18 protein-coding genes are annotated in these 14,286 nt (G+C 61.9%); 6 read left to right on the plus strand and 12 right to left on the minus strand.

The annotated features are described in order from the left end of the window. The 4 genes from RI518_RS02120 to RI518_RS02135 all read left to right on the plus strand — a co-directional run. Nucleotides 1-359, plus strand: a 359-nt coding sequence (locus RI518_RS02120) for an ABC transporter permease subunit (protein WP_310689226.1), incomplete at its 5' end; no start/stop codon positions are given. Further along, a complete protein-coding gene (locus tag RI518_RS02125; RefSeq protein ID WP_310689227.1) occupies nucleotides 359-1,462 on the plus strand; it encodes an ABC transporter ATP-binding protein in 1,104 nt (367 codons plus the stop codon). The genes RI518_RS02120 and RI518_RS02125, both read left to right, overlap by 1 nt. A 51-nt stretch (nucleotides 1,463-1,513) precedes the next feature. Continuing rightward, nucleotides 1,514-2,014, plus strand: coding sequence for a cob(I)yrinic acid a,c-diamide adenosyltransferase (locus RI518_RS02130; RefSeq protein WP_310689228.1), 501 nt, complete (start codon nucleotides 1,514-1,516; stop codon nucleotides 2,012-2,014). Then, nucleotides 2,007-2,444 carry an NUDIX hydrolase gene (locus RI518_RS02135; protein WP_310689229.1) on the plus strand — a complete coding sequence of 146 codons (438 nt, stop codon included), beginning with the start codon at nucleotides 2,007-2,009 and terminating at the stop codon, nucleotides 2,442-2,444. The genes RI518_RS02130 and RI518_RS02135 overlap by 8 nt, the downstream gene beginning before the upstream one ends. Here the strand turns inward: RI518_RS02135 and RI518_RS02140 are convergent. Genes RI518_RS02140 through RI518_RS02160 form a run of 5 tightly spaced genes read right to left on the minus strand, consistent with a single transcriptional unit; the run spans nucleotide 2,441 to nucleotide 7,038 of the window. Next, on the minus strand, nucleotides 2,441-2,650 hold the full coding sequence (locus tag RI518_RS02140; protein WP_310689230.1) for a hypothetical protein: 210 nt from the start codon (nucleotides 2,648-2,650) through the stop codon (nucleotides 2,441-2,443). The two genes, RI518_RS02135 and RI518_RS02140, sit on opposite strands and share 4 nt — an antisense overlap. Continuing rightward, the gene (locus tag RI518_RS02145; RefSeq protein ID WP_310670889.1) at nucleotides 2,631-3,383 is read right to left on the minus strand and encodes an SDR family oxidoreductase; all 753 of its coding nucleotides are present in this window, start codon (nucleotides 3,381-3,383) and stop codon (nucleotides 2,631-2,633) included. Before RI518_RS02145 ends, RI518_RS02140 begins: the two co-directional genes overlap by 20 nt. A 36-nt stretch (nucleotides 3,384-3,419) precedes the next feature. Then, entirely contained in the window at nucleotides 3,420-4,616 is a 1,197-nt protein-coding gene (locus tag RI518_RS02150) for a M20 family metallopeptidase (RefSeq protein WP_310689231.1), read from the minus strand. 26 nt (nucleotides 4,617-4,642) lie between these two features. Next, nucleotides 4,643-5,839, minus strand: coding sequence for a PLP-dependent aminotransferase family protein (locus RI518_RS02155; RefSeq protein WP_310670891.1), 1,197 nt, complete (start codon nucleotides 5,837-5,839; stop codon nucleotides 4,643-4,645). Next, entirely contained in the window at nucleotides 5,836-7,038 is a 1,203-nt protein-coding gene (locus RI518_RS02160) for a Xaa-Pro peptidase family protein (protein ID WP_310689232.1), read from the minus strand. Before RI518_RS02160 ends, RI518_RS02155 begins: the two co-directional genes overlap by 4 nt. A gap of 105 nt (nucleotides 7,039-7,143) precedes the next feature. Between RI518_RS02160 and RI518_RS02165 the strand changes: the two genes are divergently transcribed. Further along, a complete protein-coding gene (locus tag RI518_RS02165) occupies nucleotides 7,144-8,025 on the plus strand; it encodes a LysR family transcriptional regulator (protein ID WP_310670893.1) in 882 nt (293 codons plus the stop codon). A gap of 32 nt (nucleotides 8,026-8,057) precedes the next feature. Here the strand turns inward: RI518_RS02165 and RI518_RS02170 are convergent, their stop codons facing one another. Then, on the minus strand, nucleotides 8,058-8,792 hold the full coding sequence (locus RI518_RS02170; RefSeq protein WP_310689233.1) for an SDR family oxidoreductase: 735 nt from the start codon (nucleotides 8,790-8,792) through the stop codon (nucleotides 8,058-8,060). 38 nt (nucleotides 8,793-8,830) lie between these two features. Next, on the minus strand, nucleotides 8,831-9,544 hold the full coding sequence (locus RI518_RS02175) for a maleate cis-trans isomerase (RefSeq protein ID WP_310689234.1): 714 nt from the start codon (nucleotides 9,542-9,544) through the stop codon (nucleotides 8,831-8,833). A 156-nt stretch (nucleotides 9,545-9,700) separates the two neighbouring features. Here RI518_RS02175 and RI518_RS02180 point away from each other — a divergent pair, with 156 nt between their 5' ends. Further along, nucleotides 9,701-10,198 carry a DUF3830 family protein gene (locus tag RI518_RS02180; protein ID WP_310671116.1) on the plus strand — a complete coding sequence of 166 codons (498 nt, stop codon included), beginning with the start codon at nucleotides 9,701-9,703 and terminating at the stop codon, nucleotides 10,196-10,198. A 45-nt stretch (nucleotides 10,199-10,243) separates the two neighbouring features. On the opposite strand, the gene ehuA is transcribed toward RI518_RS02180, so the two are convergent. From ehuA to RI518_RS02205, 5 genes are all read right to left on the minus strand, one after another. Then, a complete protein-coding gene (gene ehuA, locus RI518_RS02185; protein WP_310670896.1) occupies nucleotides 10,244-11,053 on the minus strand; it encodes an ectoine/hydroxyectoine ABC transporter ATP-binding protein EhuA in 810 nt (269 codons plus the stop codon). Continuing rightward, nucleotides 11,037-11,660 (minus strand): ectoine/hydroxyectoine ABC transporter permease subunit EhuD, encoded by a 624-nt coding sequence (gene ehuD / locus RI518_RS02190; RefSeq protein WP_310689235.1) that lies wholly within the window; start codon nucleotides 11,658-11,660, stop codon nucleotides 11,037-11,039. Before ehuD ends, ehuA begins: the two co-directional genes overlap by 17 nt. A gap of 29 nt (nucleotides 11,661-11,689) precedes the next feature. Then, complete coding sequence (gene ehuC, locus RI518_RS02195; protein WP_310671118.1) at nucleotides 11,690-12,388, minus strand: ectoine/hydroxyectoine ABC transporter permease subunit EhuC; 699 nt, start codon at nucleotides 12,386-12,388, stop codon at nucleotides 11,690-11,692. Between the two features lie 47 nt (nucleotides 12,389-12,435). Beyond that, nucleotides 12,436-13,359 (minus strand): ectoine/hydroxyectoine ABC transporter substrate-binding protein EhuB, encoded by a 924-nt coding sequence (gene ehuB / locus RI518_RS02200; protein WP_310670898.1) that lies wholly within the window; start codon nucleotides 13,357-13,359, stop codon nucleotides 12,436-12,438. 136 nt (nucleotides 13,360-13,495) lie between these two features. Further along, nucleotides 13,496-14,194 (minus strand): aspartate/glutamate racemase family protein, encoded by a 699-nt coding sequence (locus tag RI518_RS02205; protein WP_310670899.1) that lies wholly within the window; start codon nucleotides 14,192-14,194, stop codon nucleotides 13,496-13,498. Between the last annotated feature and the right edge of the window lie 92 nt (nucleotides 14,195-14,286).

Here is a 14,286-nt window from a genome sequence, read left to right on the forward strand (position 1 = left end):
GGGCTCTCGCCCAGATTCCGGCGAGCTTCTTGCAGTCGGCTGCACTCTCGGGTGTCGGCTTGCTGAGCCGGCTGCGCACAATTCTCGCCCCGCTCGTCGCGCCCGCACTGCTCTCGGTGCTCGTGGCGATCTTCGCCTCAAGCGTGTTCGACCTGGCCGCAACGACGATGCTCGCCCCGCCGAACTTTGTCACACTGCCGGTCGAGATCCTGCTCGAGTACGACCGGGGCCATTACGGGTACGCGACCGCCGGTGCAATCTTCACGGCGGCCGTCGTCATTGTGCTCGCCGCCGTCGGCACCGCCCTCGGTCGCCGACTCATCCGCCGTTATCAATCATCCCGAACGGAGTCACGCTGATGCGCACCGCCACCGCCGAACTTGTCGTTGAGAGCATCTCGAAGCGCTACTCGGGCGGCGCCGATGCGCCGCTCGCCCTCGATGATCTGTCCGTCACCGTCGAACCGGGTACGACGCTCGCCGTGCTCGGACCCTCGGGGTGCGGCAAGTCGACCCTGCTGCGCATGATCGCTGGCATTGAAGCACCGGATGAGGGGCGCATCGTGCTCGGCGGCACCGAGCTCTCGAGGCCCGGTTTCGCCGTCGACGCGGATCGCCGGGGCATCAACATGGTCTTTCAGAATTACGCTCTCTGGCCACACCTTCGCGTGCGCGACATCATCGGGTACGGCCTGCGTCATGGTCGACACCGCGTCGATGCGCAGTCGCGTGAGCAGCGCGTCGCCGAGCTCGTCGACCTGCTGCAATTGAGCGGGCTCGAAGACCGGCGTCCCGCCGAGATCTCGGGCGGCCAGCAGCAGCGCGTCGCGATCGCGCGAGCGCTCGCGACCGAACCGCAATTGCTGCTCTTCGACGAGCCCCTCTCGAACCTTGACGTGCAGCTGCGCACGACGATGCGCACCGAGCTTGCGACACTGCTCTCGCGCCTGAGCACGACCGTCGTCTACGTGACCCACGACGTGTCAGAGGCGCTCGCGCTGGCCGACCGTATCCTCGTGCTCGATCGCGGCCGGGCCGTGCAGCTCGACTCCGCCCAGGCCGTTTTCTCCCGGCCGGCAACGCCGTGGGTCGCCGCGATGGCGGGCTTCAGCTCGCGCCTCGTTCCCGAACTCATCCGGCACGACGCCGATCGCGCGCACGCGGTGATCGGCGGCGAGACCCTGATCGGCCAGGTCTGCGGCGACGGCCCAGACGGCCTGCTCCAAGTCTTCATCCACCCCGACGCCGTGACCCTCGCCGAAGGGCTGCACGCGGTGACGCCGGGCACCGTGAGCGGTGTCGTGAGCACGTGCGTGTACGAGGGCCGCGGGTACCGCGTGGGCGTGCGCATTCCGAACGCGGGCGAGGTAACGGTGCTATCGCCGGCCGCGCTCGACTTGGGGTCGACGGTCGCCCTCACGATTGACCCGGAGGGGGTGCTCGTCTTTGGCCGGGCAGCCTGACCTCCTTGTTAGCCTGTTCACGTGCCGAGCCACCGACCGACGTCTCGACCCATGGCCCGCCCGACGAGCAGCATTGTGATGCTCTTCGTGGGCGAAGGCTGGGGAAAGAGCGCCGCGGCCTTCGGCTACGCCAACCGCAGCGTGGGGCGCGGGTGGCGAACGCTCGTCGTGCAGTTCTTGAAGGGCGGCGGGTGGAACCCGGCTGAAGTGGACTCAGGGCGGCGACTCGGCATCGAATGGCCGACGCTCTCCTTAGACCTCACCTGGGCGCAGTCCGACCCGGCTCGCCTGGCGACGAGCGCGTGGGCGACCGGGCGTGAGGCGATCGCATCGAACGACTACGGACTCGTCGTGCTCGATGAAATCACCCACGCCATCTCTTCGGGCTGGGTCGATGAGGCTGAGCTCGTTGAGTCGCTCGCACGCCGCGGCGCCACGACGAGCGTCATCATGACGGGGCGCTCCGCCTCTCGTCGACTGCGGACATCCGCCGACACGATCACGAAGTTCGACCTCGTCAAGCACCGCGAAAAGCGGGGCATTCTTGGCTGAGTCAGCGACGAATGCGGCCATCGTGCTCGCGGCGGGGGGCATCGTGCTGCGTGGCGAGTGGACGTCAGACGCGGTCGAGATGCTTGTCATTCATCGCCCGCGGCACGACGACTGGTCGTTCCCGAAGGGCAAACTCGACCCCGGCGAGTCTTTCGAGGCCGCCGCGTTGCGCGAGGTGCATGAAGAGACCGCGCTGCGGTGCACCCTGCACGCCGAAATCACCTCCCCAGAGCTCACCGTCATGTATCCGGTCGACGGCGGGATGAAGCAGACCCGCTACTGGTTCATGACCATCGAGCGCGACGAGGGATTCAAGCCGCACGACGAGGTCGACGAGTGCCGGTGGGTTACATTCGAGCACGCAGCAACCCTCCTGACCGATCCGCTCGATCGAGCACTCGCGCGCCGAGCACAAGACGAACTGGCCTAGCTGGCGCTCGGCTTTGCCTGCATCGCATGCGGGCCAGCGACGTCGAACCACACGGCCTCGAGCACGCGGATGTTCTGCTCGGGAGGCAGAGGCGAGGGCGGCAGCAGCGCGACGAGCCCGGCCAGCGAGCGCGGAAGCCGGCGAAAAGTGTCGAACAGGCCGACTAGTTCGGTGCCGTTAACCGGCCTATTTGGCGAGGTAGCCACCCTCGACGGGGATCGATGTCCCCGTGAGGTAACTCGCCTCGGGGGAGGCCAAAAAGGAGATCACTGCGGCGACATCCTCGGGCTCTGCGATTCGGCCCATGGGAACCGCCTCGGCTACCTGCCGAGCCTTCTCCTCGGGGTTATCCAGGCTCTGAATCCACTCTTCGTAAAGGGGGGTGCGGGTCATACCCGGTGCGACCGCGTTGACCCGGATGTTAAACGGTGCCAGGTCGATTGCGCCCGCGGTCGTGAAGGCCAGCATCGCGCCCTTGCTCGCGCTGTAGACGCCCATTGTGGGCACACCGATACTCGCCAGCCGGGAGGTGACGTTGATAATGCTGCCCCCGTCGCCCTGCTCTTTCATCACCCGTGCGGCCGCAATCATCGTGCTCATTGGAGCAAAGGTGTTGGTTTCGAACGTCTCGCGGATTTCGTCATCGCCCACCTCGAGAAGGTCGTTGGTGTGATCAATCGCGGCGTTGTTGACCAAGACATCCAGTCGACCGCACTGCGCGAGGGTATCCTCGATCAACTTTGCGGGGGCGCCGGGCTGGACGAGATCGGCAGCGATGAAAATAGCGCTGTCGCCGATACTGGCGACAGCGGCTTCCCCCCGCGACTGGGAGCGACCGGTCACCACCACAAAAAACCCGTCAGAGGCAAGGGTCTGAGCAACGACTAGCCCAATCCCTGAGGTTGCGCCCGTCACTACCGCGACTTTACGTTCCGACATGTACTGGATCTCCTTTTTTCGTGCCGTCGTGTTCGATTACGCCTTGTGTAAACGCACCGCCATCAGCGCGTAGGCCTGAGCGGCAGAGAGTAAATCGTCAATCTGTACCGACTCGTTGGGCTGATGCGCCTGGTTGTTGATGTCTCCTGGCCCCATAATGATGGTCGGCGATTGGGTGGCTCGTGCCACAAAACCGCCCTCGCAGGCAGCCGTCCACCCCGTGAGAGAGACGTCCCTGCCCACATCTGCCAACGCCTGTTTGGCCAGCGTGGGAACATTTGAGTCGTCCGGGGTTTTAAACCCCGGCATTTCCAGAGTGACACTGCCGCTGAGGGTTAACCCCTCGGCGGGAGCGATGTCCTCACTGGCTAGTTCCTCTTCCACCGAGCGTAAAAGCTCGGCCAAAATATCCTGGGGTGCTTCCCCCGGCATGGTGCGACGGTCGATCGTCACGGATGTTTTCTGGGGGACCATCGACGTTCCCGTGCCCCCTTCAATCGTTCCCACGTTCCAGGTGGGACGCCCGAGTAGGGGGTCGGCCTCCACTCGGCTGGCTGCCTGGTGAGCCTCGCGCACTTTCTCAATGAGCACACCGGCACCATAAATCGAGCTGACGCCGTCTTCGGGTCGTCCGGCGTGGGCGGACTTGCCCGTGATGTCAATCTGCAGGTTGGTCGACCCGCGGCAGCCGATGACGACGTCGAGATTGGTGGGCTCCGCAACAATGCACGCTGTGAGGGAGCGACCCTCGAGGTGTTCGATGGCGCTCAGGGCTCCCAGTGCTTGGTCTTCCTCGTCAACCGTGCAGAGCAGCTCGAGTCGAATGTCGGGGCGTGTGCTGGCCACAGCTCCCATGGCGGCGACCACCGCGGCGAGGCCACCTTTCATATCGGTCGCACCGCGGCCCACAATGCTGCCGAGGAACACCCGCGGAGAAAAAGGGTCGCCCTCCCAGCCTTCGCCGGCGGGAACGACGTCGCTGTGACCCAAAAACAAAATGCTGGGTGCGTCTGCTGGCCCCACGCTGGCGTGAAGGTTGGCGCGCCCGGGTTGGACTTCCTGGAGGGTCACTTCAGCGCCGATGCGCTCGCACATGGCCTGGAGGACCGACACCGCCTCCGCCTCGACGGAGCCGGGATTCTCGCTCTGGGCCGCGATGAGCTCCTGCGTGTCCGCAACGATTTGATCGAGCGAAATACTCTCGATGAGAGCCGATTCGGTGGGGTTAAGCACGTGGACCTCCTTGCCCGCAGGCCAGGCTACACACTCTGCACTCTCAACACGGCTCGCTCCAAACGGCTCACGCCCTCACGAATACGATCCGGAGAGGATGTGGCAAAGCACAGCCGAAGCGCGTTGTGCTGAGAGTTGTCCGCGGTGAAGGCGACCCCGGGGATGTAGGCAACTCCCTCTTCAAGAGCCGCGGGGAAGAGCTCTTGGGTGTCGAGTTGCTCACGCTCAGCCATGAATGTGGCCCAGAGGAAAAAGCCTCCTTCAGGGTCGGTCATCCTGATCGACTCGCCAAAAGTCTCGCTCAGGGCCTGATTCATGGCCGCTTTGCGCTCTTTATACAGCGGGAGCAGGCGATCGAGGTGGGGGGCGAGGTGGCCCTGCTGGAGAAACTTGGCCACCACGAGTTGGTTGGGAGCGTTGGTGCAGGTATCCATCGCCTGCTTCGCGTTGACCGCGAGTTTTTGGAGTTCGGGGTCGACATCGATCCAGCCCACGCGCAGTCCGGGAGCAATCAGTTTCGAGAATGTCTGGATGCGAAACACCAGGGGATTGTGACCGCCGAGGCTGGAAAAACTCGGCACGTCGGTTCCATCGAAGCGCAGCATTCCGTAGGGGTCGTCCTCGACGATGACGCTTCCCCACTCTTCAGCGAGCGCGAGCAATTGGGTTTTGCGCTCCCTGGAGAGGGTGACACCGGTGGGGTTTTGGAAATTAGGAATCGTGTAGATCACTTTGGGTGTCTTGCCCGAGCGCGCCACGATTTCTCTCAGCGAGTCGACCACCAGACCGTGGCTATCGACGGGCGCGGAGACGACATCGGCTTCATAGCTGCGCGCGGTCTGGTAGCCATTCGGGTACGTCGGGTTTTCCACGATGACCAGGTCGCCCGGGTTGACCAACAACTTAAACGCCAAATCGAGGCCCTGCATGGCCCCGTTTGTGACCACCAGGCGATCGTCGCTGGTGGGGTTACCCATCTGCTCCGAGAGCGCGAGGATTTGCTCGCGCAGAGCGGGCTCTCCAGCACTCTCGCCGTAGTCATAGCGCCCCGTGGGCATGTGGGAAAACAGTTTGTCGAGCTGTTCCATCGGAATCAGGTCTTCACTGGGAGCTCCCATGGCAAAGCGCACAATGTCGTGGCGTTGCTGGGCCAGTAGCTCCGTCGAGGAGTCGATGACTGATCCTGTGAGTTCGGACGCGCGCGTGGCGAGGTCAAAGGTCACTGAGGCCTCCCAGAATGTGGTTTCACGATCAGTTCCCGGGGCGATGAGGTAAAGATTTCTGGACCCGTCGGAGCGACGCGCACCGACTCGGAGGCTTCAAATCCGAAACCCTCCATCCACATCCCGGCGATGACGTGAAAAGTCATGTTTTCTTCGAGAACCGTGGTGTCGTCTGCTCGAATGCTCACCGTGCGCTCACCCCAGTCCGGTGGAAAACCGATACCGATGGAGTAGCCAAGGCGGGACTTTTTCTCGAGGTTATTGCGGCGCAATACGGCATCCCACGCTTCGGTCACATCGGAGGGCCTATTACCCACTTTCATTTGGGCGAGTGCCGCATCCAGGCCCTCCACGGTGACGTCAGCTAACCGTCGCAATTCCGACGAGGGCTCTCCGGTGCAGACGGTCCTGGCGAGCGGCGTGTGGTAGCGGTGGTAGGCCCCGGCCAGTTCGATGGCGATCGCTTCGTTCTCGCCCACCGGGGTCGAGGTCCAGGTGAGGTGTGGGGTGTCCGCGCCTTCACCCTGGAGAAACATCGGAACAATCGCCGGATAATCCCCATCGATATCCCCGACACCTTCGGCTTGGGCGGCCATCACTTCAGCCGCCACCTGGTTCATCGGCCGTCCCGGTTCCATGGCGCCGATTGCCGCCACCATCGCCGCGCTGGCAATCTTGCCGGCTTTTCTCATCTGTCCGATTTCGAAGTCTGATTTCACCAGCCGGACCCGATTGACGAGCTCACGGCTATCGCGCAAATCCCACTCGGGGATACCCGACTTGAGCGCCCAGTAGGAGCGCACCGCGAAGAAATGCGCATCGCCTTCGACGCCAACGATTTTTGGGGTGCCATCGGCGAAGCCGTGTTCGCGCAATTGCGTGGCAACCCACTCCATGGGGTGCACGTCGGGCTTGTGCACCAGGTGTTCGGGGTAGCCCAGGGCCGGCGAGGCAAATCGATACGCGGTCCGGTGTGCACCCAGTGCATCCATTTCCCGCATAAACAGCAGCGGCTCACCGGATGCGGGAACAAAAAGTACCTGCGGGGTGTAAAACGACCAGGCGTTATAGCCGCTCAGGTAGAAAATATTGGCGGGGTCCGCCACGACCAACCCGTCAAAACCTGCGACTGCCATGGACTCTCGAACAGCCGCAAGGCGGCGGTCTTGTTCGTCCTGAGAGGGGTGTTCAATGGGCACGGCGCCTTCTTTCGTGGGGTGTAGGGACACGTTAACTCAGAAAAACCATAAACACTATGCTGATAAAATAATCAATACCAATCGTTTTTTATTAACAATGAGGGGGTGGCCGTGCTCGATCCTCGACGCTTGGGCGTGCTCCGAGAGGTGGCGGTGCACGGCGGCATCACCCACGCCGCTCACGCACTCCAGGTCAGCCCCGCCAATGTCTCCCAGCAGATCAACCGCCTAGAGCGGGATGCGGGCATCACCCTGCTCGAAAAAGTCGGTCGGGGAGTGCAACTGAGCAGCGCTGCTGAAGGTTTAGTCCGCCACTCGGAGAAAATCTTGGCGATTTTGGAACAGGCGCAGTCGGAGGTCGATGCGGCCAAAAACCTCACCACCGCGACAGTTCGAATTGCCTCGTTCCAGACCTTCGCGGCGGGGGTGTTACCCCTGATGGTCCACAACATGAGCAGGCAGTATCCCGCGATCGAGATCGTTTTCTCCCAGCGAGAACCGGATGTTGCCGTGAGTGAATTGCTCGCCAGACGCGTTGACCTCGTGGTCGCAGACGAATACCCCGGAATTTCTCTTCCTCCCGCCGAGGGCATTATTCGCCGGGAGCTCGGCGTGGAAGCGGTCGAGGTTCATGTCGGCTCCCCGGCGTCCCAGCCTGGGGAGGCCATATGGGCACTGGAGCCGGAAGGAACCGACGCCCGCCTTTTTGCTGAGCAGGCCTGTCGAGCAGCCGGTTTTGAACCCCGTGTGGGGTTTGAATCTCCCGACCCGTCACTACACCGCAAACTCGTCGATTTTGGTGTGGCGGCGGCGTTTTTGCCGAGCACGGTGGCCAGCGGTACGACCGACAAGACCCGCGTGACCGGAGTGTTTCCCGAGGGCTTATCCAGGCGACTAGTCGCGCTTTTTCGCCGAGGAACAGAACAAAACCCCGCGCTTCAGGCGGCTCTCTCGGCCGTCGAGCACGCCGCACACGAAGCGCTCTAAGCGGCTCTTTAGGGGGCCATCTACGCCGCCATCTACGCCGCCGTAAAACCGCCGTCGACGGGAATGAGTGCGCCCGTGAGATACGCGGCGCGCTCGGATGCCAGGAACGCGACAACGGAGGCCACATCGCCGGTGTCCGCGAGGCGACCCAGCGGAATGCTGGCGAGGGTGTCGTGAAGGGCGGCATCGGGGTCGCTCTGGCTATCCAACCAGCCCTCAATCATCGCGGTGCGAGTCATGCCCGGGGCGACCGTGTTGACCCGGATGTGTCGATCGGCGAGTTCCACCGCTGCCGCCCGGGTGAAGGCGTTTAGCCCTCCCTTCGCGGCGGCGTAGGCGCTCACTCCTGAAATGGCAGCACTCGCCAGGCGAGAGCTGATGTTGATGATCGCGCCACCGGTGTAGTCAAAAAGGGGGACGAGAGCGCTGGTTACCAGTAGCGCACTGGCGAGGTTGAGTGTCAGACCCGCCACGAGTTCATCGGGCTGGAACTCACCGATTAACTCATTCTGGCGCCGGCCCACATTGTTGACGAGAACATCGACGCGTCCCTCGTGGGAGGCAATATCCTCGGCCAACTGGTTGCTCGAATCGGGCTCCGAGTGGTTAATGAGCACCGAGCGGATACCGGCTTCCGCCGCGTCGGGGCTGTGTCGACTGGTCACCACGACCTCAAAGCCCGAATCACGAAGCCTGGTGGCGATGGCCCAGCCAATTCCCGCCCGGCCCCCGGTCACGACGGCGACGGGGTGTCGAGACACATTCACGCGGGGCCACTCACCATCGGGTAGGAGGTGCGGGGTTGTCAGGCAAAGAGCGCGCCGAGTTGGGGCACTGAGGGAACGGGAAGGTTGGCCAGTCGGAGCGCCTGCCACAGAGTGACCTGGTTAGCCGTCAACACCGGTTTGCTCAGCGCCTCTTCGATTTCCGGGATGTAGCGCGCGGTGTGCATCGCGGTGTCGGGAAGTAACACCGCCTGTGCTTCTGGCGGGTTGTTACTGAGGGCCAGCTGGACGACTTCAGCCTGTGACAGCCCACCGGCTAAGGCGGCGGTTTCTAGGTCGTGGCTAATCAGGCCGAGCACATCAATGCCGGCGTCTTCCAGGAAACTGATGAATCGTTGGGAGACCGGGTCGGGGTAGGTGGCCGCGACGGCGACCGGACTGAGCCCTAAATACTGGAGGGCCTCGACGAAAGCCAGCGACGTCGACGACGTCGGCACGTTGATGATGTCTTCGACCCCTTGGGCTTGAGCCCGGGCGCCCTCGAGTCCGTAGACGAAACTGCCCGATGTGCACGCCCACATCACCGAGTGGGGCTGCGCGGACGCGAGGGCGGTGGCCCCCTCGGCGAGGCGTTCGCTCTTCCCGATATCGATTAGCGCGTCCACTTCGTGGGCATCGACACCGACCGACGTGTGCACCAGGGCCAATGAGATGTCGTCACCGAGCAGTGAATCCATGTAGGGGTAGTCGTCCTCGGCGCCGAGGCCGGGGTAAAGAAAGCCGAGTGTGTGCATGAGTCTCTTCTTCGATGGGGCCGGCAGAGTGCGGGCGGGGGGACTAGGGACTGAGGGCGACTGTGGCAATGCCCTCAGACAAAATTATCCTACAATTAGGACCACATTGGTCGCGCCGTGGCGGTGAGGCTGTGGCATCGAGGGGAATGAGTGGCAGTGGAACGGTTTATCACCATCACGTTGGTCTCGCGCGGAGTGTCTGCCCGCGCGAAGATGCTCGATCAGGAAGCGCCTCGGACTGCTGCGGCGGTGTGGGATACCCTGCCTCACAGTGCGCAGGTCTACCACGGCAAATACGCCAGAAACGAGATTTACACCCTCGTTCCTGCCCTCACGCCGGAACCTCTGGGACTGGAGAATTCCACGATTACTCCCATCCCGGGCGACGTGTGTTACTTCAGTTTCTCGGCCACCGAGTTGAGCAATCCCGGTTACGGCTACCGCGAGGGTGAGGGCGGCGAGACGGCCACCGACATCGTGGACCTCGCCGTGTTCTATGGTCGAAACAACCTGCTCATCAATGGTGACGTGGGCTGGGTTCCCGGAAACGTCTTTGCCAGCATCACCGAGGGACTAGAAGAATTCGCCGCCGCCTGCCAAGACATCTGGATGTCGGGCGCGACCGGTGAGACCCTCCGCTTCGATAAAGCCTGAGGCGTTTGTGCGCCGATGGTGGGGGCGCAGCGCAGTAGGGCTGGGCTAAATCCCCACAATCTCGAGGAACTTCCGGGTGCGCGCTTCGGTGGGGTTTTCGAAGATTTGCTCCGGCTTTCCCTCTTCGACTACCTGACCCTGATCAAACATCACGACGCGGTCGGAAATTTCCCTGGCGAATCGCATCTCGTGGGTGACCATCAGCATGGTCATGCTGGAGGTGGTGGCGAGGCGGCGAATGACCCCGAGCACTTCACCGATCAACTCCGGATCCAGTGCACTGGTGGGCTCATCGAAGAGCATCACCTTGGGGCGCATTGCCAGCGCGCGGGCAATGGCCACGCGTTGTTGCTGACCACCGGAGAGCTGGGTGGGAAGGTGTTTCATGTGATCTTTTAGGCCGACCAGATCGAGCAGTTCTTCGGCGCGCTCAGTGGCTTCGACCTTCGAGAGCCCCAGCACGTGGATGGGGGCTTCCGTGATGTTTTCGAGGGCGGTGAGGTGGGGGAACAGGTTGAAGTGCTGAAACACCATTCCGAGCCGCTTGCGGGTATTGAGCGTCTCTTTGGTCTCCCTCACCTTTTTTCCCTGGGTGGCGTCCCACAGGAGGCTGTCACCGACGTGGACCTGTCCAGAGTCGGGGACTTCCAGCGTCATCAGGATGCGCAAAATGGTGGTCTTTCCCGAGCCTGAGGGGCCAATAATGGAGACCTTTTCGCCCGGTGCAACCGAAAAGTTCAGATCTCTCAGCACATGGTTGTCTCCCCAGCGCTTGTTGACATCGGAAAAATCCACCGAGTCGGGCTGGTCTAAGTCCGCATTGAGGGTGTTCAAAATGTCAGTGTGTGCTGCCATATCTTTTCTCCAGACGTCGAACCAATAGTGAGGACGGGAAACTGATGGACAAGAAGAGCAGTCCGGTCAGCGTGATGGGCTCCAGGTAACGGAATGTTCGACTGCCGAGCTGGAGGCTTGTTCCCAGCAGTTCCAGGACCGTAATGGCCGAGAGAATGGCGGAGTCTTTGAACATCTGAATCAAGTAGTTGCCGATGACGGGAATGATCGGGAACACCGCCTGAGGGATGACGATTCGAACCCACGTGCGGCGAGTGCCAATACTGAGCGCGCGGGCGGCTTCCCACTGACCCTTGGGCAGTTGCTCGATGCCGGAACGAAAGACTTCCGCCATGTAGGCGCTGTAGTTAATGCCCAACACCAGGATGGCGGTGGGCACCGCGTCGATGACGATTCCGTAGTACGGCAACACGAAGAACACGAAGTAGGCCTGCACGAGCAGGGGAGTACCGCGAATGAACGACACGTAGAAGTTCAGCAGCTGCAAGAGGCCGGGAATTTTGAGAAACCGAAAGACCGCAACGACTAACCCCAGCACCAAACTCACGGCAAAGGCGGAAAACGTAATCAGCAGAGTCAGCTGAAAGCCCTGCCACAGTGCGGGCATTATTCCAAACGCATAATCCCAATCCCAGGTCATTTTGTCAGCACACCCCACAGCGTTCTATTGCGGCTCACGCCGTGAGCCTTGCGTTCGAGGGCAAAGGCGCGCTCTAAAAAGTCGACGAGTCTGCCGAGGAGGAGCGAAAGGAGGTAATAGAGAACCAAGATGGCGAGGAACGCCTCCACCGTCTGGCCCGTGTTTGTCCGGATCGTGTCCGCCGCCCAGGTGAGATCCGCAACGGTGACGAGGGACACGAGGGACGTATTTTTCAGAAGGTCGATCATCACGTTGCCAAATGGCGGCAGCATCGCGGGAATCGACTGCGGAATGAGGATTCGCCACAGTCGCTGCGTGCGCGAGAGGCCAAGGGCGATACTGGCCTCGGTCTGCCCCTTGGGTCGTGAGGCGATTGTTCCCCGCACAATTTCAGAGCCGTAGGCGCCCATATTGAGCCCGAGGGCGAGTACCCCGGCCACGAGAGGCGGAAGATTGATCCCGAAAAGGGGGAGGGCGAAAAAGAGCCAAAACATTTGCACGATGAGCCCCGATCCGCGGAAGAACTCCACGAACACGTACGAGGGCCACCGGATAAACCAGTACTTGGATAGCCCTGACAGTCCGGCCACGAAGGCCACGACGACTGTCAGGGCTATCCCCAGTAAGGTCACCTGGATGGTCACCAGCAACCCCCTCCAGAGGAGGGGTGCGAACTCAATCAGCGTGTCGATGATGAACCAATCTCTCTACGAAAACTCTCGTAAATGACCTAATCTGCGACCTAACCGGCGCAGAGCTCCTCCATGGAGGTCGCTGCACCTGCGTCGGGGTCGAAGCCCCAACCGGTCATGATCTCGCGGAACTCATCCGTCTCGCGGAACTCGATGAGCTCTGCGTTGTACGCGTCACGAAGATCGGAGTCTTCGAGGCGGAACGCAATTCCCGAACCTGCCGGCGGGACGTCCTGAATGAACGACGTGATCTCAAGGCTCGGGTGGTCCGGAGCGATGTCATTCAGCGACAGAGTGGGCAGCATGAAGGCGTCGGCACGGCCTGACTCCACTGCTTCCATTCCGCTTCGTGCGTCCTGCACGGGAACGAGCTGTGATTCAGGAACACCGGCGTCCAGGAGCAGGTTCTCCTCGTACGCTCCGGCCAGGGCCGCAACGGAAACGTCTGGGTCAGAAAGGACGCCCTCGATGGTGGTCAGGCCACCGGGGTTTCCCTCGGGAACGGCGAACGACTCGGTCGAGACGATGACGGGCTCGGAGTACGAGACCTGCTCGCAACGCTCCGGGTTCATGAACAGACCCGCCGTGACGGCATCCCAGCGGTCTGCTTGAAGACCAGGAATCATCGAGGCGTACTCGGTTACCGTTCCCTGGATCTCGTCGATGCCGAGGCGCTTGAACACCTCGCGAGCCACGTCGGGCTCAGCACCCGAGACTTCACCGCCGGCGCTGACCGAGGTGTAGGGGGGCTCGTTCGCAATGGCGACACGAATGTAGCCACGTTCGATGGCGCGCTCGAGAGTGCTCTGCTCTTGTTCTTCGGTTTCCGCCTCGGTGGTGACCTCTTCGGCTACCTCGTCGATGGCTTCTTCAGCAGACTCAGGAGCCGACGCACACGACGACAGGGCAAAGGCGGCAATGAATGCGACCGATGCCCCCGTAATGAGGCGCTTGCTGCTACCTGTCTTGATCATTATTGAACTCCATATCTTGGTTACATGGTGGGGATTCGGGACGAGCCCGAAACCTTCTGTAGGAAAGTACTACAGTTCTTCGATTTACGGGGACAACCGTAATCAATTCGAGACACGAGTGTTGTGTGACGCCGTATTAGCCGACGACGGCGTCGGAGCGGGCGAGCAGCAGTTGGGCATCTCCCACAGCTGAGCGGCCAATCCTGCGAAGCGCCGCCCACAGTGTCGCCTGATTGGCCGAAATGACAGGTTTTCCCAGCTCCTGTTCCAGCGGAACGAGCAGGTCATAGGTGGGCAAGTTGGTGCAGCTAATCACAATCGCTTCGGCGTCCTCTCGATCCGCCGCTCGAATCATGTCGGCGGTCTGTGCGTAGGGCACCTGGGAAATGTGTGTCGAGAGTCCCAGTGAGACGTTATCGATCGCGGTGATTTGATGTTCGGCCAGAAAATCGCTGAGTTTTTGTGACAACTCGGCGATGTACGGTGTGGCGACGACCACTCGGGAGACACCCAGCGACTCGAGCGCTTCGACTAACGCGCCAGAGGTCGTCAATGCCTGCTCTGCTCCCGAGGCCAACATGGTGTCGGTAATTGCCCTCTCGGCGTCGCGACCACCGACAAAGCTGCCCGAGGTGCAGGCATAGGCCACAGTGTTGGCGGGTCCCGCGGTGACGTCTCTGGTTCCCCGGGCAATGGCTGGTGCGTCGGAAGCTTCCTGGGCGAACTCCACGGTCACCTCGTCATCGATAAACGGGGTTCTCGTGATGAAGATATCGACATCGTCGGGCAGCCAACGCCACATTTCCCGGTCTAATTCGAGGTCAAAGGGAGCCACGACTCCTAGTGCCTCCCGAGCCGGGGGGCCACTCAATTCTGTGCTCACTATCTTCTTTGACAGCATCTCGCACCCTTTCGTTCGTGTTGTTG

It is taken from the genome of Pontimonas sp. (genome assembly GCF_031581085.1).
Taxonomy (GTDB): domain Bacteria; phylum Actinomycetota; class Actinomycetes; order Actinomycetales; family Microbacteriaceae; genus Pontimonas.